This window comes from Rhodococcus sp. BH4 (genome assembly GCF_002079265.1).
Taxonomy (GTDB): domain Bacteria; phylum Actinomycetota; class Actinomycetes; order Mycobacteriales; family Mycobacteriaceae; genus Rhodococcus_F; species Rhodococcus_F qingshengii.
This window is the reverse complement of record NZ_CP014941.1, coordinates 20,808-35,148: the sequence shown is the minus strand read 5'-3', so window position 1 is coordinate 35,148 and position 14,341 is coordinate 20,808. Positions and strand designations below refer to the sequence as shown.

The 14,341-nt window shown below is 63.6% G+C and carries 14 protein-coding genes; 7 read left to right on the top strand and 7 right to left on the bottom strand.

All coding sequences use genetic code 11. From position 1 onward, the window contains the following. Together A0W34_RS00155 and pknB are read left to right on the top strand one after the other, a co-directional pair. A complete protein-coding gene (locus A0W34_RS00155; protein ID WP_081557157.1) occupies window positions 1-1,359 on the top strand; it encodes a protein kinase domain-containing protein in 1,359 nt (452 codons plus the stop codon). Then, complete coding sequence (gene pknB / locus A0W34_RS00150; protein ID WP_081557156.1) at window positions 1,356-3,281, top strand: Stk1 family PASTA domain-containing Ser/Thr kinase; 1,926 nt, start codon at window positions 1,356-1,358, stop codon at window positions 3,279-3,281. The genes A0W34_RS00155 and pknB overlap by 4 nt, the downstream gene beginning before the upstream one ends. 57 nt (window positions 3,282-3,338) lie before the next feature. Here pknB and A0W34_RS00145 read toward each other — a convergent pair whose 3' ends face one another. Next, window positions 3,339-4,004: an aminodeoxychorismate/anthranilate synthase component II gene (locus A0W34_RS00145; RefSeq protein ID WP_003942537.1), complete on the bottom strand. Its 666-nt coding sequence runs from the start codon at window positions 4,002-4,004 to the stop codon at window positions 3,339-3,341. Between the two features lie 22 nt (window positions 4,005-4,026). Continuing rightward, the gene (locus tag A0W34_RS00140) at window positions 4,027-4,740 is read right to left on the bottom strand and encodes a DUF881 domain-containing protein (protein WP_003942461.1); all 714 of its coding nucleotides are present in this window, start codon (window positions 4,738-4,740) and stop codon (window positions 4,027-4,029) included. Window positions 4,741-4,842: 102 nt separating this feature from the next. Here A0W34_RS00140 and crgA point away from each other — a divergent pair, with 102 nt between their 5' ends. Together crgA and A0W34_RS00130 are read left to right on the top strand one after the other, a co-directional pair. Beyond that, complete coding sequence (gene crgA, locus A0W34_RS00135) at window positions 4,843-5,106, top strand: cell division protein CrgA (RefSeq protein WP_003942576.1); 264 nt, start codon at window positions 4,843-4,845, stop codon at window positions 5,104-5,106. Between the two features lie 107 nt (window positions 5,107-5,213). Beyond that, a complete protein-coding gene (locus A0W34_RS00130) occupies window positions 5,214-5,705 on the top strand; it encodes a PH domain-containing protein (RefSeq protein WP_063315331.1) in 492 nt (163 codons plus the stop codon). Window positions 5,706-5,716: 11 nt separating this feature from the next. On the opposite strand, the gene A0W34_RS00125 is transcribed toward A0W34_RS00130, so the two are convergent. Together A0W34_RS00125 and A0W34_RS00120 are read right to left on the bottom strand one after the other, a co-directional pair. Then, entirely contained in the window at window positions 5,717-6,565 is an 849-nt protein-coding gene (locus A0W34_RS00125) for a TauD/TfdA family dioxygenase (RefSeq protein ID WP_081557155.1), read from the bottom strand. Window positions 6,566-6,687: 122 nt separating this feature from the next. Further along, entirely contained in the window at window positions 6,688-8,055 is a 1,368-nt protein-coding gene (locus A0W34_RS00120; protein WP_024487653.1) for an FAD-binding oxidoreductase, read from the bottom strand. Window positions 8,056-8,194: 139 nt separating this feature from the next. On the opposite strand from A0W34_RS00120, the gene A0W34_RS00115 reads away from it, so the two are divergent. After that, on the top strand, window positions 8,195-10,060 hold the full coding sequence (locus tag A0W34_RS00115) for a helix-turn-helix domain-containing protein (RefSeq protein WP_063315333.1): 1,866 nt from the start codon (window positions 8,195-8,197) through the stop codon (window positions 10,058-10,060). On the opposite strand, the gene A0W34_RS00110 is transcribed toward A0W34_RS00115, so the two are convergent. Then, complete coding sequence (locus A0W34_RS00110) at window positions 10,051-11,394, bottom strand: MFS transporter (protein WP_081557154.1); 1,344 nt, start codon at window positions 11,392-11,394, stop codon at window positions 10,051-10,053. The genes A0W34_RS00115 and A0W34_RS00110 overlap by 10 nt on opposite strands. Before the next feature lie 304 nt (window positions 11,395-11,698). Here A0W34_RS00110 and A0W34_RS00105 point away from each other — a divergent pair, with 304 nt between their 5' ends. Continuing rightward, entirely contained in the window at window positions 11,699-12,226 is a 528-nt protein-coding gene (locus A0W34_RS00105; protein WP_081557153.1) for a lipoprotein LpqH, read from the top strand. 31 nt (window positions 12,227-12,257) lie between these two features. Here the strand turns inward: A0W34_RS00105 and A0W34_RS00100 are convergent, their stop codons facing one another. Both A0W34_RS00100 and A0W34_RS00095 read right to left on the bottom strand, forming a co-directional pair. Then, window positions 12,258-13,202: a rhomboid family intramembrane serine protease gene (locus tag A0W34_RS00100; RefSeq protein ID WP_030536709.1), complete on the bottom strand. Its 945-nt coding sequence runs from the start codon at window positions 13,200-13,202 to the stop codon at window positions 12,258-12,260. A 17-nt stretch (window positions 13,203-13,219) separates the two neighbouring features. Beyond that, on the bottom strand, window positions 13,220-13,747 hold the full coding sequence (locus A0W34_RS00095; protein ID WP_081557152.1) for a peptidylprolyl isomerase: 528 nt from the start codon (window positions 13,745-13,747) through the stop codon (window positions 13,220-13,222). A 90-nt stretch (window positions 13,748-13,837) separates the two neighbouring features. Here A0W34_RS00095 and A0W34_RS00090 point away from each other — a divergent pair, with 90 nt between their 5' ends. Then, a complete protein-coding gene (locus tag A0W34_RS00090; protein WP_039973062.1) occupies window positions 13,838-14,290 on the top strand; it encodes a hypothetical protein in 453 nt (150 codons plus the stop codon). The last annotated feature ends 51 nt before the right edge of the window (window positions 14,291-14,341 follow it).

Genomic DNA, 14,341 nt, shown 5'->3' with positions numbered 1-14,341 from the left:
GTGGCGTTGAACAACGGCGCTTTGATCGCCGATCGTTACCGATTGATCCGTCTCATCGCCACCGGTGGGATGGGTCAGGTGTGGGAAGCCACCGACTCCCGGCTCAACCGTCGCGTCGCCGTCAAGGTACTCAAGTCCGAGTTCTCTTCCGATCCGGAGTTCTTGGAGCGCTTCCGCTTCGAGGCCCGCACCACCGCGCAGCTCAACCATCCCGGTATCGCCGGAATCTACGACTACGGCGAGACCCGTGACAGCTCGGGCGATTCCACGGCGTATCTGGTGATGGAACTCGTCAACGGTGAACCGCTCAACGCCGTCCTGGCACGCGTCGGCCGCCTGGCGGTTCCGCATGCCCTCGACATGCTCGAGCAGACCGGCCGCGCCCTGCAGGTCGCACATGACGCCGGTGTCGTGCACCGCGACGTGAAGCCGGGCAATATCCTCATCACGCCTACTGGCCAGGTGAAGATCACGGACTTCGGCATCGCCAAGGCCGTCGAGAACTCACCTGTCACGCGCACGGGAATGGTGATGGGCACCGCCCAGTACATCGCGCCCGAGCAGGCCCTCGGTCAGGACGCGACCGCGGCGAGTGACGTGTACTCGCTGGGAATCGTCGGATACGAAGCACTTTCGGGTCGACGCCCGTTCACCGGTGACGGCGCGCTGACCGTCGCGATGAAGCACGTGCAGGAAACCCCGGCACCGATGCCGGCCGACCTGCCGCCGAACATCCGCGAGCTCATCGACATCACGTTGACCAAGGATCCGGCCGGCCGCTACGCCAGTGGCGGTGAGTTCGCCGACGCCGTTGCAGCCGTTCGGGCAGGAAGGCGTCCACCGCCGCCCGGTCTGCTCGCCACCGGCGCCGCAAGCGCGTTGCCGGCAACTGGTGCCACGCAGGTCATGCCGCCGACGTACGCGGGCCCGGTGACGGGCGCAGCTGCAACGGACGACGCGGCAGCCGGCGGACTGACCAGTGGGCAGAAGGCCGTGGCATGGGCCGGCGGCGGATTGATCTTGTTGGCGTTGATCATCGGCGGAGTCTGGATCGCGACCGACGGTCCGAGCGACCCGACGCCGCCCGTCGTCACGTCCACGACATTGCCGACCACGACGACGACCAAGCCCACCACGACGACGACTCGGCCGACAACGACGACCACCGAGCCAACAACAACGACGACTCGGCCGACGACCACCACGACCGAGCCGACAACCACAACGACAACTCCGACCACGACAACAACAACTCCGACGACCACAACCACCACCACGACGACAACGACGACCACAACGACCACTGAGCCGTTGGCGGATCCCGGAGACGCTGAAGAACCGCTAGGACAAGACCAATGACGACACCCCGCAATCTCTCCTCCCGCTACGAGCTGGGTGAGATTCTCGGCTTCGGCGGAATGTCCGAGGTTCACCTGGCGCGCGACCTCCGACTCAGCCGCGACGTCGCGATCAAGGTGCTGCGTGCTGACCTCGCGCGCGATCCCACGTTCTACTTGCGGTTCCGTCGTGAGGCGCAGAACGCTGCTGCGCTGAACCATCCGGCGATCGTGGCCGTCTACGACACCGGTGAAGCCGAGACCGACGCCGGGCCGCTGCCGTACATCGTCATGGAGTACGTCGACGGCGACACGTTGCGTGACATCGTGCGCAGCACCGGGCCGATGGCTCCGCGCAAGGCGATGGAAGTGATCGCGGACGTCTGTGCCGCGCTGGACTTCAGCCACCGCAACGGCATCGTGCACCGCGACGTCAAGCCCGCCAACATCATGATCAACCGTGCCGGCGCCGTGAAGGTGATGGACTTCGGTATCGCCCGTGCCATTTCCGACGCGTCGAGCCCGATGACGCAGACGGCCGCCGTGATCGGCACCGCTCAGTACCTCTCGCCGGAGCAGGCGCGAGGTGAGCAGGTCGACGCGCGATCGGACGTGTACTCGCTCGGTTGTGTGCTGTTCGAGATTCTGACGGGCGAGCCGCCCTTCAAGGGTGATTCACCGGTCGCCGTGGCGTACCAGCATGTTCGTGAAGATCCGCAGACGCCGTCGGAGATCAATCCCGACATTCCGCGCGAGCTGGATTCGATCATTCTCAAGGCGATGAGCAAGAACCCGGCCAACCGCTACCAGAGCGCCGGCGACATGCGCAGCGACTTGGTGCGTGTCCTGGGCGGTCAGCGTCCGAGTGCTCCGATGGTGATGAACGACGAGGACCGCACCACCATCCTCGGCGCCGTCGGCTCCGACACCGGGAACTACCGCACTGCTCCCGATCCGGTCGAGCCGGTTGCTGCGCGGACAACTCGCGCCGCCGAGCCGCCTGCCAAGAAGAAGGGCGGACGCTACGCCCTGATGGGCGTCGCGGCGCTTCTGGTGATCGGTCTGGTGACGTTCTTCCTCATTCGGGTGAACTCGCCGAAGGTCGAGATGGTGACCGTTCCGGGTGACCTGACCAACCAGCCCGCCGACGTCGCCGAGGCGACGCTGACCAACGCCGGATTCCAGGTGGAGCGTCAGCAGAAGACGGACAAGGTGATCGCCGCCGGAAACGTCATCACGACGCGTCCGGTTGCCGGGGTGCGTATCGAGAAGGGCAGCACCGTCACCATCGACGTGTCCACCGGACCCGAGCAGGTCGCGATCCCACGCCTGACCGGGCTGAGCCAGGACGACGCGGAGAAGAAGCTCAACTCCGTCGGACTCCGACTTGATCCGACCATCGGCAAGGCGGCATCGACCGTCGCCGAGGTCGACAAGATCGTAAATCAGGATCCTGCCGTCGGAGTGTCGGTTGTTCTCGATTCCGCGGTCTCGATCACCGTCGGCACCGGACCGGAGCAGGTTCGTGTCCCGGATGTCACCGGTCAGCGTGAAGAGGTGGCGAGGCCCAACATCGAAGGTGCCGGGTTCGTCGTCCAGATCACGGAGATCGATTCGGGTCTGCCGAAGGGACAGGTTGTTTCGACCGACCCGACCGGCGGTACGTCGGCCACCAAGGGTTCGACCGTGACGCTACGAGTGTCCAATGGCAACCAGGTCGCGATGCCTGATCTGACCAACAAGACGGTGTCGGAGGCGTTGAGCACGCTTCGCGCAGCCGGTTGGGCGGGAACTGCATCGCAGCTGGTGCAGAACCAGAGCACGACGCTCACCCCGGAAATGGTGGGCAAGATCGTCTCGCAGACGCAGCCTCCGGGCTCGGAGATCTCCAAGGACGCGGTCATCACCGTCAGCGTCGGAGCGCTCGGAATCCCCGGCCGCTAGCAAAGTGAAAAAGTGCCTCCCGGAGATTTCCGGGAGGCACTTTTTTGTGGACAGGTGTCAGAGAATTGCGGGCAATGCGCCACCGAGCGCCGACGCGACCTCGGCCTCGAGGGCTGCGACGAGTCCTTCCGGAGGCGCCTCACCGCAGACTGCGAGCCAGTTCGCGAGCATCCGGTGCCCACCCTGAGTGAGTACGGACTCGGGGTGGAACTGGACGCCGTGAATCGGCAGTTCGCGGTGACGCATCGCCATCACGACGCCGCTCTCGGTGTGTGCGGTCACCTCGAGCTCCTCGGGAATGGTGTCCTCGAGAACCGTCAGCGAGTGGTAGCGGGTAGCGGTGAACGGATCGGGCAGCCCGGCCAGGACGCCGACGTCCTTGTGATGAACCAAGCTCGTCTTGCCGTGAAGCAGTTCGGGCGCGCGGTCGACGGTTCCGCCGAAAGCCGCACCGATCGCCTGGTGTCCAAGGCAGACGCCGAGCAGCGGGGTCTTGGTGTCGGCACAGACCTTCACCAGATCCATCGTCGCTCCCGCGCGCTGTGGAGTTCCGGGGCCCGGGCTCAGGAGAATGCCGTCGAACTGCGCTACTGCACCCTCGAGGTCTGCCGTCAGTTGTGGATCGTCGTTGCGCCAGACCACGGCTTCGGTTCCGAGCTGGCCGAGGTACTGCACCAGGTTGAACACAAAGCTGTCGTAGTTGTCGACGACGAGAATCCTCATGAGAGCAGGGTAAACGCCCGTGCTATCCGCCGGTATAGGCGGGGACCGTGATCTGCGACGGCGTTGCCTGCGTGTACCCGAGGCCGAAGCGGGTCGCGTACTGCTTGTAGATCCGAATGCCCGGTTCGGCAGCGAGTGCCGCCTCGAGGCGCGCAACGTCGCCGATCGCGCTCATCACATACGGCGGGCTGTATGTACGGCCGTGCAGAAGAAGAGTGTTTCCGATGCACCGCGGCGCCGACGTACTGATGATCCGTTGGTCCTGCATGCCCACCGCTTCGGCCCCGCCGGCCCACAGTGCGTTCAACACGCTCTGGACGTCCTGCTGATGCACGACGAGGTCGTCCGGGGTGGCGTCGACCGGATACTTGCCGTCGGCGTTGCGCGGGGCGTCCGTCATGGTGACGACAACACCCGGGCCGGTCATCTCCGTCAGTCCCGCGTCGGCGGAGATGTTCTTGATGTCACCGAGCGCGGCGGCCACTCCGGCGTCGGACCGAGCGGCGTCTTGCTGCAGCGAATCGAGCTGAGCGGCAAGTTCGTCCCGGTCGGCCGAGACTTTTTCGGCATTGGCCTGGGCGCTGCGAACCAGATCGGAGAGCCTGGTGCTTTCGGTGACCTGGAGCTGGTTCTCCTCGGCGGATCGTTGCGCCGTGGCGACCATCAGACCGGCTACCAGGCAGACGGCAAGTACACCGATGTGCCAGACGGTTCGTGAAGATTCACCCGAAGACACTTGGCTCCTCCCGGATTGTGCAGGTCGGCCGGTGACCAACTGGACACAGCTACGTTAGCGTGTAGGTAACACATGCAGGTCACACCGTAGAGCGAGGACGTCATGCCCAAGTCGAAGGTCCGTAAGAAGAACGACTACACAGTCAACCCGGCAAACCGCACTCCGGTGAAGGTGAAGATGGGTCCGTCGAGCACGTTGTACGTGTCGGTGATGCTCGGATTCATGCTTGTCGGCCTGGCGTGGCTGATTGTGTACTACTTGGCCGCGGATTCGATCACGTGGATGAACGACTTGGGAAACTATAACTTCCTCGTCGGCTTCGGTTTCATGGTTGTCGGCCTTGTCATGACCATGAGATGGCGCTGACCAGCGAGTATCTGATTCGACCCGGATCGTGACCGTCATTCAATTACATGGGTGTCATTCATCCCCATTGTGGATAACTCCTGTGGACAACCTAGGAAGTTATCCACATGCTCGAGGATGAATTTCATCCACAGCCTCGTGACAACGCCACGGAAGTCGTCTCGTGGGCCACTCCGATGGGTGTTGTCTACGCGATGTTCGGCGGCGGAATTGCCCTCGCGATCGCCTCGATAATCGCGCCCACGGAGCCTGCCGGACGCTTCCTGCTCGCCCTCGCGGTGATCGGGCTGTTCGTGATGGGCGGACTCGCCCTGCGTCAGCGTCCCCGCCTGGCTGTGATCGAGGACGCGGGAACCAAGTCGATCGCGGTGCAGCGACTGCGCGCCCGCCACGAGTTCACCCGCGAACAGATCGACCGCGTGCGTCTCGTCCGCTACCCGCGTCTGGGTCGACGCGTCCCGATGCTCGAGATCGACATCGTCGACCGTCCCACCGACACGGAGAAGCTGTTGATCTTCGGACGCTGGGATCTCGGCACGTCGCCTGAGGACGTCCTGGACGTGCTCGCCGTTCACGGTTTGGTGCCGCCCGAGAAGTAAGCGCGGGCTACCTACATGGCCAGTGCCGCGAGGTCCGGTTGCACGATGTCGAGAGCCTGCTGCGGCACCGCGACTGCGTCGCTCGACCATCCCCAGATCGAGTACAGCTCACGGCCGGGGTCGGTGTATCCGTCGCGGCCGTGCAGTACCCGGTAGTTGTCGATGCAGATCATCTCGCCGGCTTCGGCGCGGAACATCGGACCGCTGTCGCGCACGTGAATCACAGCCTCACTCCACTGCTTCACCAGCGGCCACTGCGCTACTTCCGATTCACCGGCGATCGGCGCGAGGTACGGGTGATAGCGAACCTGGTTGCGTCCACTCGGCACCGTCCTGGCGATCGGCGCAAATGTGTTCTGCGGGAAGTTCGGTTCCGAATGGTCGATGTCTGTGCTCCAACAGAATTCGGCCAATTCAGCGGTTGTGGGATCGAAGGCGAGCAACCGCGTCAGTTTGAGCGCATCGATGAGAAACGAGTCGCCGCCACTCGGGTACGCCGGGCGCTTGCACCACAGAAACAGATAGTCGGGAGCGTAATCGCCGAACGCGAAACCGTCGTTGTGGGCAGTCATCCGCTCGCCGGAGATACCGAACGAGCGCTTGCGGCCGCGTTCGTCCACGGGTTGCGTGTCGACGACAGCTGCTTCGGCATCCTGACTCTTGGCACTCGCCTCGAACTGGCGGCCGACGCGAATGCACTTCTCACCGAGCAACTTCGACGCGAAGGCAAGGGCATCTTCCTCGGTGTGCAGGCCACCGAAGACCGCGGCGCCGTCGAGAGCGATTGCCGCCCGGACGGCCTCGACCGTCTCCACGCGCCGCGGAACAACACTTGCCAGCGTCAAATCGGAAGAGAACATTCATCACTCCATACGTCGAGTTGGCCAAACGGTTCAACTCGAGCGTAGGAACTCGTCATTTCGACGGCGTAACTCCGGAAACCGATTCGGTTACGGAGCCAGCCTTCAGATCACCCGGCCTTTCAGATCACCTTGCCGGGGTTCATTATTCCGTGGGGGTCGAGTGCGCCTTTGATCGCATGATGCATCGCGACGACGGCTGGTGACAGTTCTTGCGCCAAACCACCCATCTTCAACAGGCCGACGCCGTGTTCACCGGTGACGGTTCCGCCCAACTCGAGGGCATTGTCGATGATCTCGGCAAAAGCGGCCTGAGCGCGCCTCCGCGCCGCTTCGTCGTCGTGTGGCGTGATCAGCAGCGGGTGCAGGTTGCCGTCACCCGCGTGCGCGATGTTCGCGATGTGCGTGTCGTGCCGGGCCGAAATGGCCTCGATGCGCGCCAACATCTCCGGGACCGCCGCCTTGGGGACGCAGATGTCCTCGGTGAGCACCGGGCCGAGCCGCTCGAGGGCGGGGTATGCCAGACGCCGGGCGGAGAACAGGGCGTCGGCTTCCTCCTGGTCGGTGGATCTGGCGCTCCAGGTAGCTCCAGAGCGGTTGAAGCAGGCCAACATTCGCTCAGCTTCGGCGTCGCCGATCTCGCCCGGTGTGTCGATGCGGCCGAGCAGGACCACCTCGGCGTCAGCCGAGAGGCCCATGTTCTTCCAGGCATCGACGGCAAGGAGACACTGCCGATCGATCAACTCGAGGGCCGACGGCGTGAGACCGTCTGCGGCGACGGCTTCGACGGCCTTGCCCGCAGCGACGATGGAGTCGAAGTATCCGACGATGGTGCGTTCGGGATCGCGCTGAGGACGAAGCTTGACGGTCACCTCGGTGATCACCCCGAGAGTGCCTTCGGAGCCGACCATGAGTGCCGAGAGATCAAACCCAGCCACTCCCTTGGCAGTTCGACGCCCGAGCCGAACCAGCTCACCGGTTCCGGTGACCACCTGCATGCCCAGCACGTAGTCCTTGGTGACGCCGTACTTGACGCAACACAGGCCGCCGGCATTGGTCGCGACGTTGCCTCCGATCGTCGACCAGGGCGCGCTGGCTGGATCGGGCGGATACCAGAGGCCGTGCTCGGCGCAGGCGTCGCGGAGGTGATCGTTGACCACTCCGGGTTCGACCACGGCCAAACGCTCGAGGGTGTTGATCTCCTTGATGGCGTTCATCGCGTCGAATGCGATCACGACGCCGCCGGCGACTGCGTTGGCTCCGCCCGACAGACCGGTTCCGGCTCCGCGCGTGACGACGGGCGCACCGTGGGCGATGCACGCCTGCACAACTGTCTGTACCTGCTCGGCTGTGCGCGGGCGGACCACTGCGACCGGCATCTCGTAGGGAGCCCACTCGGCGTCGTCGTGGATGTAGCTCGCCATGATGTCGGGGTCGGTGATCAGTCGATCCGCATCGATCTGCGAGCCGAGCGCCTCGAGGAGTGTCATGTCTCCACGATAGTGACGGCGGCTACACCGCCCCATGTAGATTTACTCCGAGAAACCGGAAACTGTATGGACATTCTCTCCATACTCATCATTGGTCTGACGAGTTGGTCTGACGAGTTGGTCTGACAAGGGAGCGCGGATGCACGAGAACTGGCTACAGCTTCTCCTGGCCGAGGCATCCACCGAGGAACTGATCGAACACCGCGATCAGTTGGCCGCTGGGTCAGGCCCCGAGGTCGCCGCCGAGATCGAGCGAGAAGCCCGATCGGCGCTTCAACTACGAAGTCTCCTGGCTCAGCGCCGACAGCGCGCCACCGAACTCGGGGCACTCAACGACATCGCGTCGCTGCTGACCACGATGCACGATCACCACGCCCTCCTGCAGGAGATCGTGGATCAGGCCAAACGACTACTCGGCGTCGACCTTTCGTACCTTGCTCTCATTCACGACGACATCTTGATCATCGAAGTCACGAGCGGTGCGTACACCTCCCAATTGCTCGGCCTCACGGTTCCCTTCCGCGAAGGTCTGATCGGTCGCGTGGTCGAGAACTCTTCTCCTGCTTGGTCTCCCGACTACCGAAACGATCCCTCGTTTGCACATATCGGACCGGCCGACGACGCAGCACGGGCCGAGAACATGCGCGGCCTGTTGGCCGTTCCGCTGACTTTGAACGGCAAGATCCTGGGTGCCCTCTGCGCGTGCAAGCGTCAGGAGCGTCGATTCGGCAACGAGGAAGTTGCGTTGCTGTCCGCCCTCGCAGCTCATGCCTCGGTAGCCATCGAGAATGCCCGCTCTCTCGAACGCTATCGCGCGACGGTTGCAGAAGTGAATGCAGCGAACACCGAACTTGCCAAGCGCACAGCACTTCTCGAACAGACGCTGACCTGGGATCGTTCGCTCACACAAGTTGTCCTGCGCGGCGGTGGAGTCCGTGAACTCGTGGAGGAAACCTCGGCGTCGACGGGCTCGCCCGTGTTCTTCGTGACCGGAACATCCGAGATCCCACCGGGACTGCAACGGGTCAGCGAGAGCGTGCATCGGGTCTTCGACATCTTTGCCGCTGACCGACGCGAGCAGGAAGTGACGCTCATCGTCGGTGAGCAGTTCCTGTTCGCCACCGAAGTGCGCAGTGCCGGTGACCAACTCGGAGTTCTGTTCCTACTCTCGCGTCATGAACCCACCGCCGCCATGAGATTGGCACTCGAAAGGTCTGCTCCCGCCATTGCGCTGGCACTGGTCGGCGAACGGGCGGCCAGGGAAGCCACCCGTCGAGCACGCGACGCATTTCTGGTCGATCTGATCACCAGGCCAGCGCCGACGCCGGCCGAAGTCACCGGTCAGTTCCGCCTGGCTGGACTCAACCCCGACCGCTCATACACCGTCGTGGTGGCCCGCCCGGCCGACGCCGTCGACCGTGCGCGGCGCAGTATCGAGGAAATTGCATTCCCCTCGGGAACCGTTGTTGCCGAACATGGTTCACGGGTCATCGCACTGATTCCCGGAATGTCACCGGCAGCAGTTGCGAAGGCGTGGGTTCAGCCGGCGGAGAACCCGACCGTCGGAATCGCCGATCCCGCGGTGGGAGCGGAAGCTCTGGCGCGAGCCTATGTCGAGGCACAGCACACCGTCGACGTCCTCGAGACTCTCGGGCGGGCCTCCCACGTGGAGCCGGCAAGTTCACTCGGTATCTACCGAATTCTCCTCAGCCGCACCGGCCGCGAAGAACTCGAATCGCTGACGCAGCGGTCCCTCGGCCCTCTCCTCGAGGAGGAGCAACGACGCGGCGTTCCACTTCTGGACACCCTCGCGTCGTACCTGTCGCACAATTGCAAACATTCTGCGACCGCCACCGCGCTCGCGATTCACGCCAACACTCTGTACCAACGCCTCGAATCGATCGACCGATTGATCGGTACACAGTGGCGTCAGCCGGACCAGGCGCTCGATCTTGCGCTCCTGATCCGGCTTCGTGCCAGTGCGGGGAAACTCGGTCAGATCTGAGCGGTCTTGCTCGATCGCTTGGCCAGCGCCACCACAAGAATTGCGGCACAGAGCATCACGGCGCCCACCACCCACAGGCCTGCCTTGGCATTTCCGGTCACATCGGTGAGCCAGCCGGTGATGTACGGAGCACCGAAGCCCGACGCATTGCCGATCGAGTTGATCATGGCGATACCCGCGGCCGCGCTGGCACCCGTCAGGAACGTGGTGGGCAGGTACCAGAAGACGGGGAGCGCACAGAGGACGCCGACAGCAGTGAGCGAGACCGCAATCATGACGGTAAACGGTGAATCCAGGTACAGCGCAATCGGAATGGATACCGCGCCCAGGAGCGTCGGGGCTGCAACGTGCCACATTCGTTCACCGGTCTTGTCGGAATGGCGGCTCCACAGCACCATCGCGACAGCGCCGATCGCGTAGGGGACGGCCACGATCAGGCCTGTCTCGACGAGCGAGAAATCGGTGTCGAACGTCTGCTTGAATCCCGCGACGATGCTGGGCAGGAAGAAGCTCAAAGCGTAAAGCCCGTAGGTGATTCCGAAGTAGACCAGACCGAAACCGATGACGCGGGGATCACGCAGGGTCTTACCGGCCGACTGGTGACCGGCGTCGCCGAGTTCTTTCTCCTCGTCGGCCATCGACTTCATCAGCCAGGTGCGCTCCTCGAGGGTCAACCACTTTGCGTCGGCGGGACGATCGGTGAGGTAGAACCAGACGACAAACGCCAAGATCACGGCGGGCAGACCCTCGATCAGGTACATCACGCGCCATCCGGCGAGGCCGAACAGTCCGTCGCCGTACTGGAGGATGGCGGCCGAGAGCGGGGCACCGAGCGCCGACGAGAGCGGAAGTGTCAGCAGGAACAAGCCCATCAGGCGTACGCGGTACTTCTTCGGGAACCAGAAGGTCAGGTAGAGAAGAACTCCGGGGAAGAAGCCGGCCTCGGCGATGCCCAGCAGAATGCGGAGGAAATAGAGGCTGCCCACGTTAGGCACGAATGCCAGCGCAGCGGCAAGGATGCCCCAGGTGAGCATGATCCGCGCGATCCACAGCCGGGCGCCGAAGCGGTGCAGGGCCAGGTTGCTCGGCACCTCGAACAGCAGGTAGCCGACAAAGAAGAGACCGGACGCAAGGCCGAACATCGTCTCGGTCATCCCGAGGTCGGCGCTCATGGTGAGCTTCGCGAAGGCGATGTTCGTACGATCCAGATAGTTCACGAAATAGAGCAGGATCAGGAAGGGAATCAGCCGGCGCGCTACCTTCTTCACCACGCGAGATTCGATCTCGCTCGGCGCAACCCCACCGTCAGTGGTGGTGCTATCGGTGGAGGTCATGGCAGGGGTACTCCTCGGAAAAGGTCAGCGTTGCTATCTACGAAGTGACTCAAGCCACAGTAGAAGCACGACCGAGCCCAACCTATGTGGACAATCTCTACAGAAGCCGTCTCTGCATGTGCGATTGCTCCCAAAGATCCGGCAGATGATCCCGGGCAGCCCGACGAACGTCCCTGAACAGTCGAAGGCGATAAACCCGTCTGAGCTGGGGGTTTAGAGCTACGAGCACCGAGTCACTGGCTAGTGTTGTCGGCGAAACAGCCAGAGCAAGTGCGGACGCACCGCGTGACTTGAAGGACAGAACATGACGAAGTTGGTTCGGACCACGATGACCCGCCGGTCCTCCACCTCAGTCGCTGCCACCCTCGCGGCGGTCGCTATATTCGCCTCCGCCTGCGGCAGCGACTCCGACAAGACCAACTCCGACAAGAGCGCTGCCGGCGCCTCGTCCGCTACATCCTCGGCCACCGTCGGCGGGAAGACGCTCGACGCCAAATTCGAGACGAAGTGCGCAAAGGACGACGGCACGACAGTCATGACACTGCTCGACGCGGAAAATCCCACCTACGGCATGTTGACCGTCTCGGCCATCGTCGATGAATCCGGCACGGTTCAGACTGCCGGAATCGCCGGAAGCGAGGGTGGATCGAACGGTCTGCCGTACACCGCCGGATACGCACCGGGACTGCCCGGCGGATCTGCCAGTGCCAAGCAGGACGGCAATACCTTCGTGGTGACGGGCGAGGGAATCGGCGCCCGGGACAAGGGCAACCCGACGGCGACGTCGAGCTTCGAGATCACGTTCGCCTGTGAGTCCATCATCGGCGGCTGAGCCATAGAACGGCTGGGCCCTAGGATTCTTGCTAGCTGATTCCCAGCTGTTCGCGCAGTTGAACGACGCGGAGCACGATGACTCCCAACGTCACCACAGTGACGGCACCAAAAGCGATCCAGCCGATCCGCACCGCCTTCACGCGGTTCTCACCGGCGCCCAACCACTGCGGGGCGTACAGGAATGCAGCGGCCGTTGCGGCACCTGCCACCAGACCTCCCGCGTGACCCCAGAACGAGATCCCGGGCAGCGAAATGCTGATGATCACATTGATCGCGATCACCGAGATGATCGGGACCGGGCTTCGACGCAAACGCAATAGAAGGACTGCCTGTGCGCCCATGATGCCGAAGATCGCTCCCGACGCCCCAGCAGTCCAGGACAGGGCCGTGAGCGAAGAGAACACCGGCTGGAATGCCATCACCGAGGCTGAACCGCCGAGAAGCGAAACCAGGTAGATGCCGATGTACCTCGAGCGGCCCATCACGATTTCGGTGTCGCGTCCGAGGATGTAGAGGGCGTACATGTTGACCGCGAGGTGCAAGATGCCGAAGTGCAAGAACCCGGAGCCGATGAGCCGGAACCAGTCACCGCTGGCGACCAGACCCGGATTGAGTGCCCAGTTCGCGAAGATCGACGAGCCGACCTGATTGTTCATGATGCTTCGCGACTGCGCGAAGGTGGCGAGGAACGCCAGGACGTTGAGCCCCATCAAGGTGTACGTCACGATCGGGATCGCACGGGCGGGGCTCACGGTGTTTCCGGCGACGCCCCGAACGGGGCGGACGTCACGCTGACCGGCAGCTACACAGTCAACACATTGGTATCCCACCGCCGCCTCGCGGAGACAGTCCGGGCACGCCGGTCGTCCACAACGATTGCAGGAAAGTGCGGTAGGTCGATCTGGATGGCGGACGCACCGCGGTTGGGGCGGGATGCCCTCACTCGCACCGCCGCCCCAACCGGGGTTCGTCATCTGCTTGTTTTACCTGTTCAGGAGATGGTGATGCTGTTGATCACGACGGGCTCGAGCGGACGATCGCCACGATCGACGGCGGTGGAGGAGATAGCGTCGACAACCTTCTTGGAATCGTCGTCGAGAACCTCACCGAAGATGGTGTGGCGACGGTTCAGGTGCGGCGTCGGGCCGGTGGTGATGAAGAACTGCGAGCCGTTGGTTCCCGGGCCTGCGTTGGCCATGGCCAGCAGGTAGGAGCGGTCGAACTGCAGTTCCGGGTGGAACTCGTCACCGAACTTGTAGCCCGGGCCGCCGGTGCCGGTTCCGGTGGGGTCGCCACCCTGGATCATGAAGCCGTCGATGACGCGGTGGAAGATGGCACCGTCGTAGAACGGGCCGGTCTTGGTGCCGGCGGCGTTTGCGGTGGTGTACTCCTTCGAGCCGTCGGCGAGGCCGACGAAGTTCTCGACGGTCTTCGGCGCATGGTTGCCGAACAGAGCGATCTTGATGTCGCCGCGGTTCGTGTGCAGCGTTGCGGTTGCGGTCTGATGAGTTGAAGTCACACCACCATCGTGCCATTGCCGGCGTTCTCGCGGATGTCGCCCCGCAAAAGTCTCCCTGTCCTCGCCCCACTGTTATGGCACAGTGAAGTCATGACACGAGTGACCGAGTCCCTCAGCACGCAGTTGCCCGACACCTTCGATCACGCGCGCGCCCGCGTCGAGGACACCTTCGACGAGACTGCCGCCTACCTCGAAGAGACAGCTGCTCGCATCAAGGAGTCCGAGGCAGCCGACAACGCTCGCCGTATCGCCGCGGTGGTCGCGACGTCGGTCGCTCGCGGCGCTGGGCAGGTCGGGTTGTTCCTGGGTCGTCAGGGCAAAGTCCTCGCCAAGAAGGGCGTCGAGCGCGCAAAGGCCATCCCCACGAAATCCACGGAACGCACCGAGAAGCCTCGCGGTCGCAAGCGCGTCACCGTGTTCGTCATCGCCGGTGTTGCGGTGATCGGTGGCGCGGTGTTCTTCAAGAGCCGCCGACGCGAGCATCCGCCGGTCGCTTCCGCACCCCCTCGCCTCGAGGAGAACTCGGCCGAGAAGACCGCTTAATCGAGATACGAAAAGCCCTGGAACAGATTGTGTTCCGGGGCTTTTCGATGT

What these genes read in the sequence shown, in the direction of transcription:
- A0W34_RS00090 (WP_039973062.1), top strand. Translation starts at nt 13,838, where the DNA reads ATGACACGAGTGACCGAGTCCCTCAGCACGCAGTTGCCCGACACCTTC.
- A0W34_RS00145 (WP_003942537.1), bottom strand. Translation starts at nt 4,004, where the DNA reads ATGAGGATTCTCGTCGTCGACAACTACGACAGCTTTGTGTTCAACCTG.
- A0W34_RS00120 (WP_024487653.1), bottom strand. Translation starts at nt 8,055, where the DNA reads ATGACACTCCTCGAGGCGCTCGGCTCGCAGATCGATGCGGATCGACTG.
- pknB (WP_081557156.1), top strand. Translation starts at nt 1,356, where the DNA reads ATGACGACACCCCGCAATCTCTCCTCCCGCTACGAGCTGGGTGAGATT.
- A0W34_RS00110 (WP_081557154.1), bottom strand. Translation starts at nt 11,394, where the DNA reads ATGACCTCCACCGATAGCACCACCACTGACGGTGGGGTTGCGCCGAGC.
- crgA (WP_003942576.1), top strand. Translation starts at nt 4,843, where the DNA reads ATGCCCAAGTCGAAGGTCCGTAAGAAGAACGACTACACAGTCAACCCG.
- A0W34_RS00100 (WP_030536709.1), bottom strand. Translation starts at nt 13,202, where the DNA reads ATGACGAACCCCGGTTGGGGCGGCGGTGCGAGTGAGGGCATCCCGCCC.
- A0W34_RS00125 (WP_081557155.1), bottom strand. Translation starts at nt 6,565, where the DNA reads ATGTTCTCTTCCGATTTGACGCTGGCAAGTGTTGTTCCGCGGCGCGTG.
- A0W34_RS00115 (WP_063315333.1), top strand. Translation starts at nt 8,195, where the DNA reads ATGCACGAGAACTGGCTACAGCTTCTCCTGGCCGAGGCATCCACCGAG.
- A0W34_RS00130 (WP_063315331.1), top strand. Translation starts at nt 5,214, where the DNA reads ATGCTCGAGGATGAATTTCATCCACAGCCTCGTGACAACGCCACGGAA.
- A0W34_RS00105 (WP_081557153.1), top strand. Translation starts at nt 11,699, where the DNA reads ATGACGAAGTTGGTTCGGACCACGATGACCCGCCGGTCCTCCACCTCA.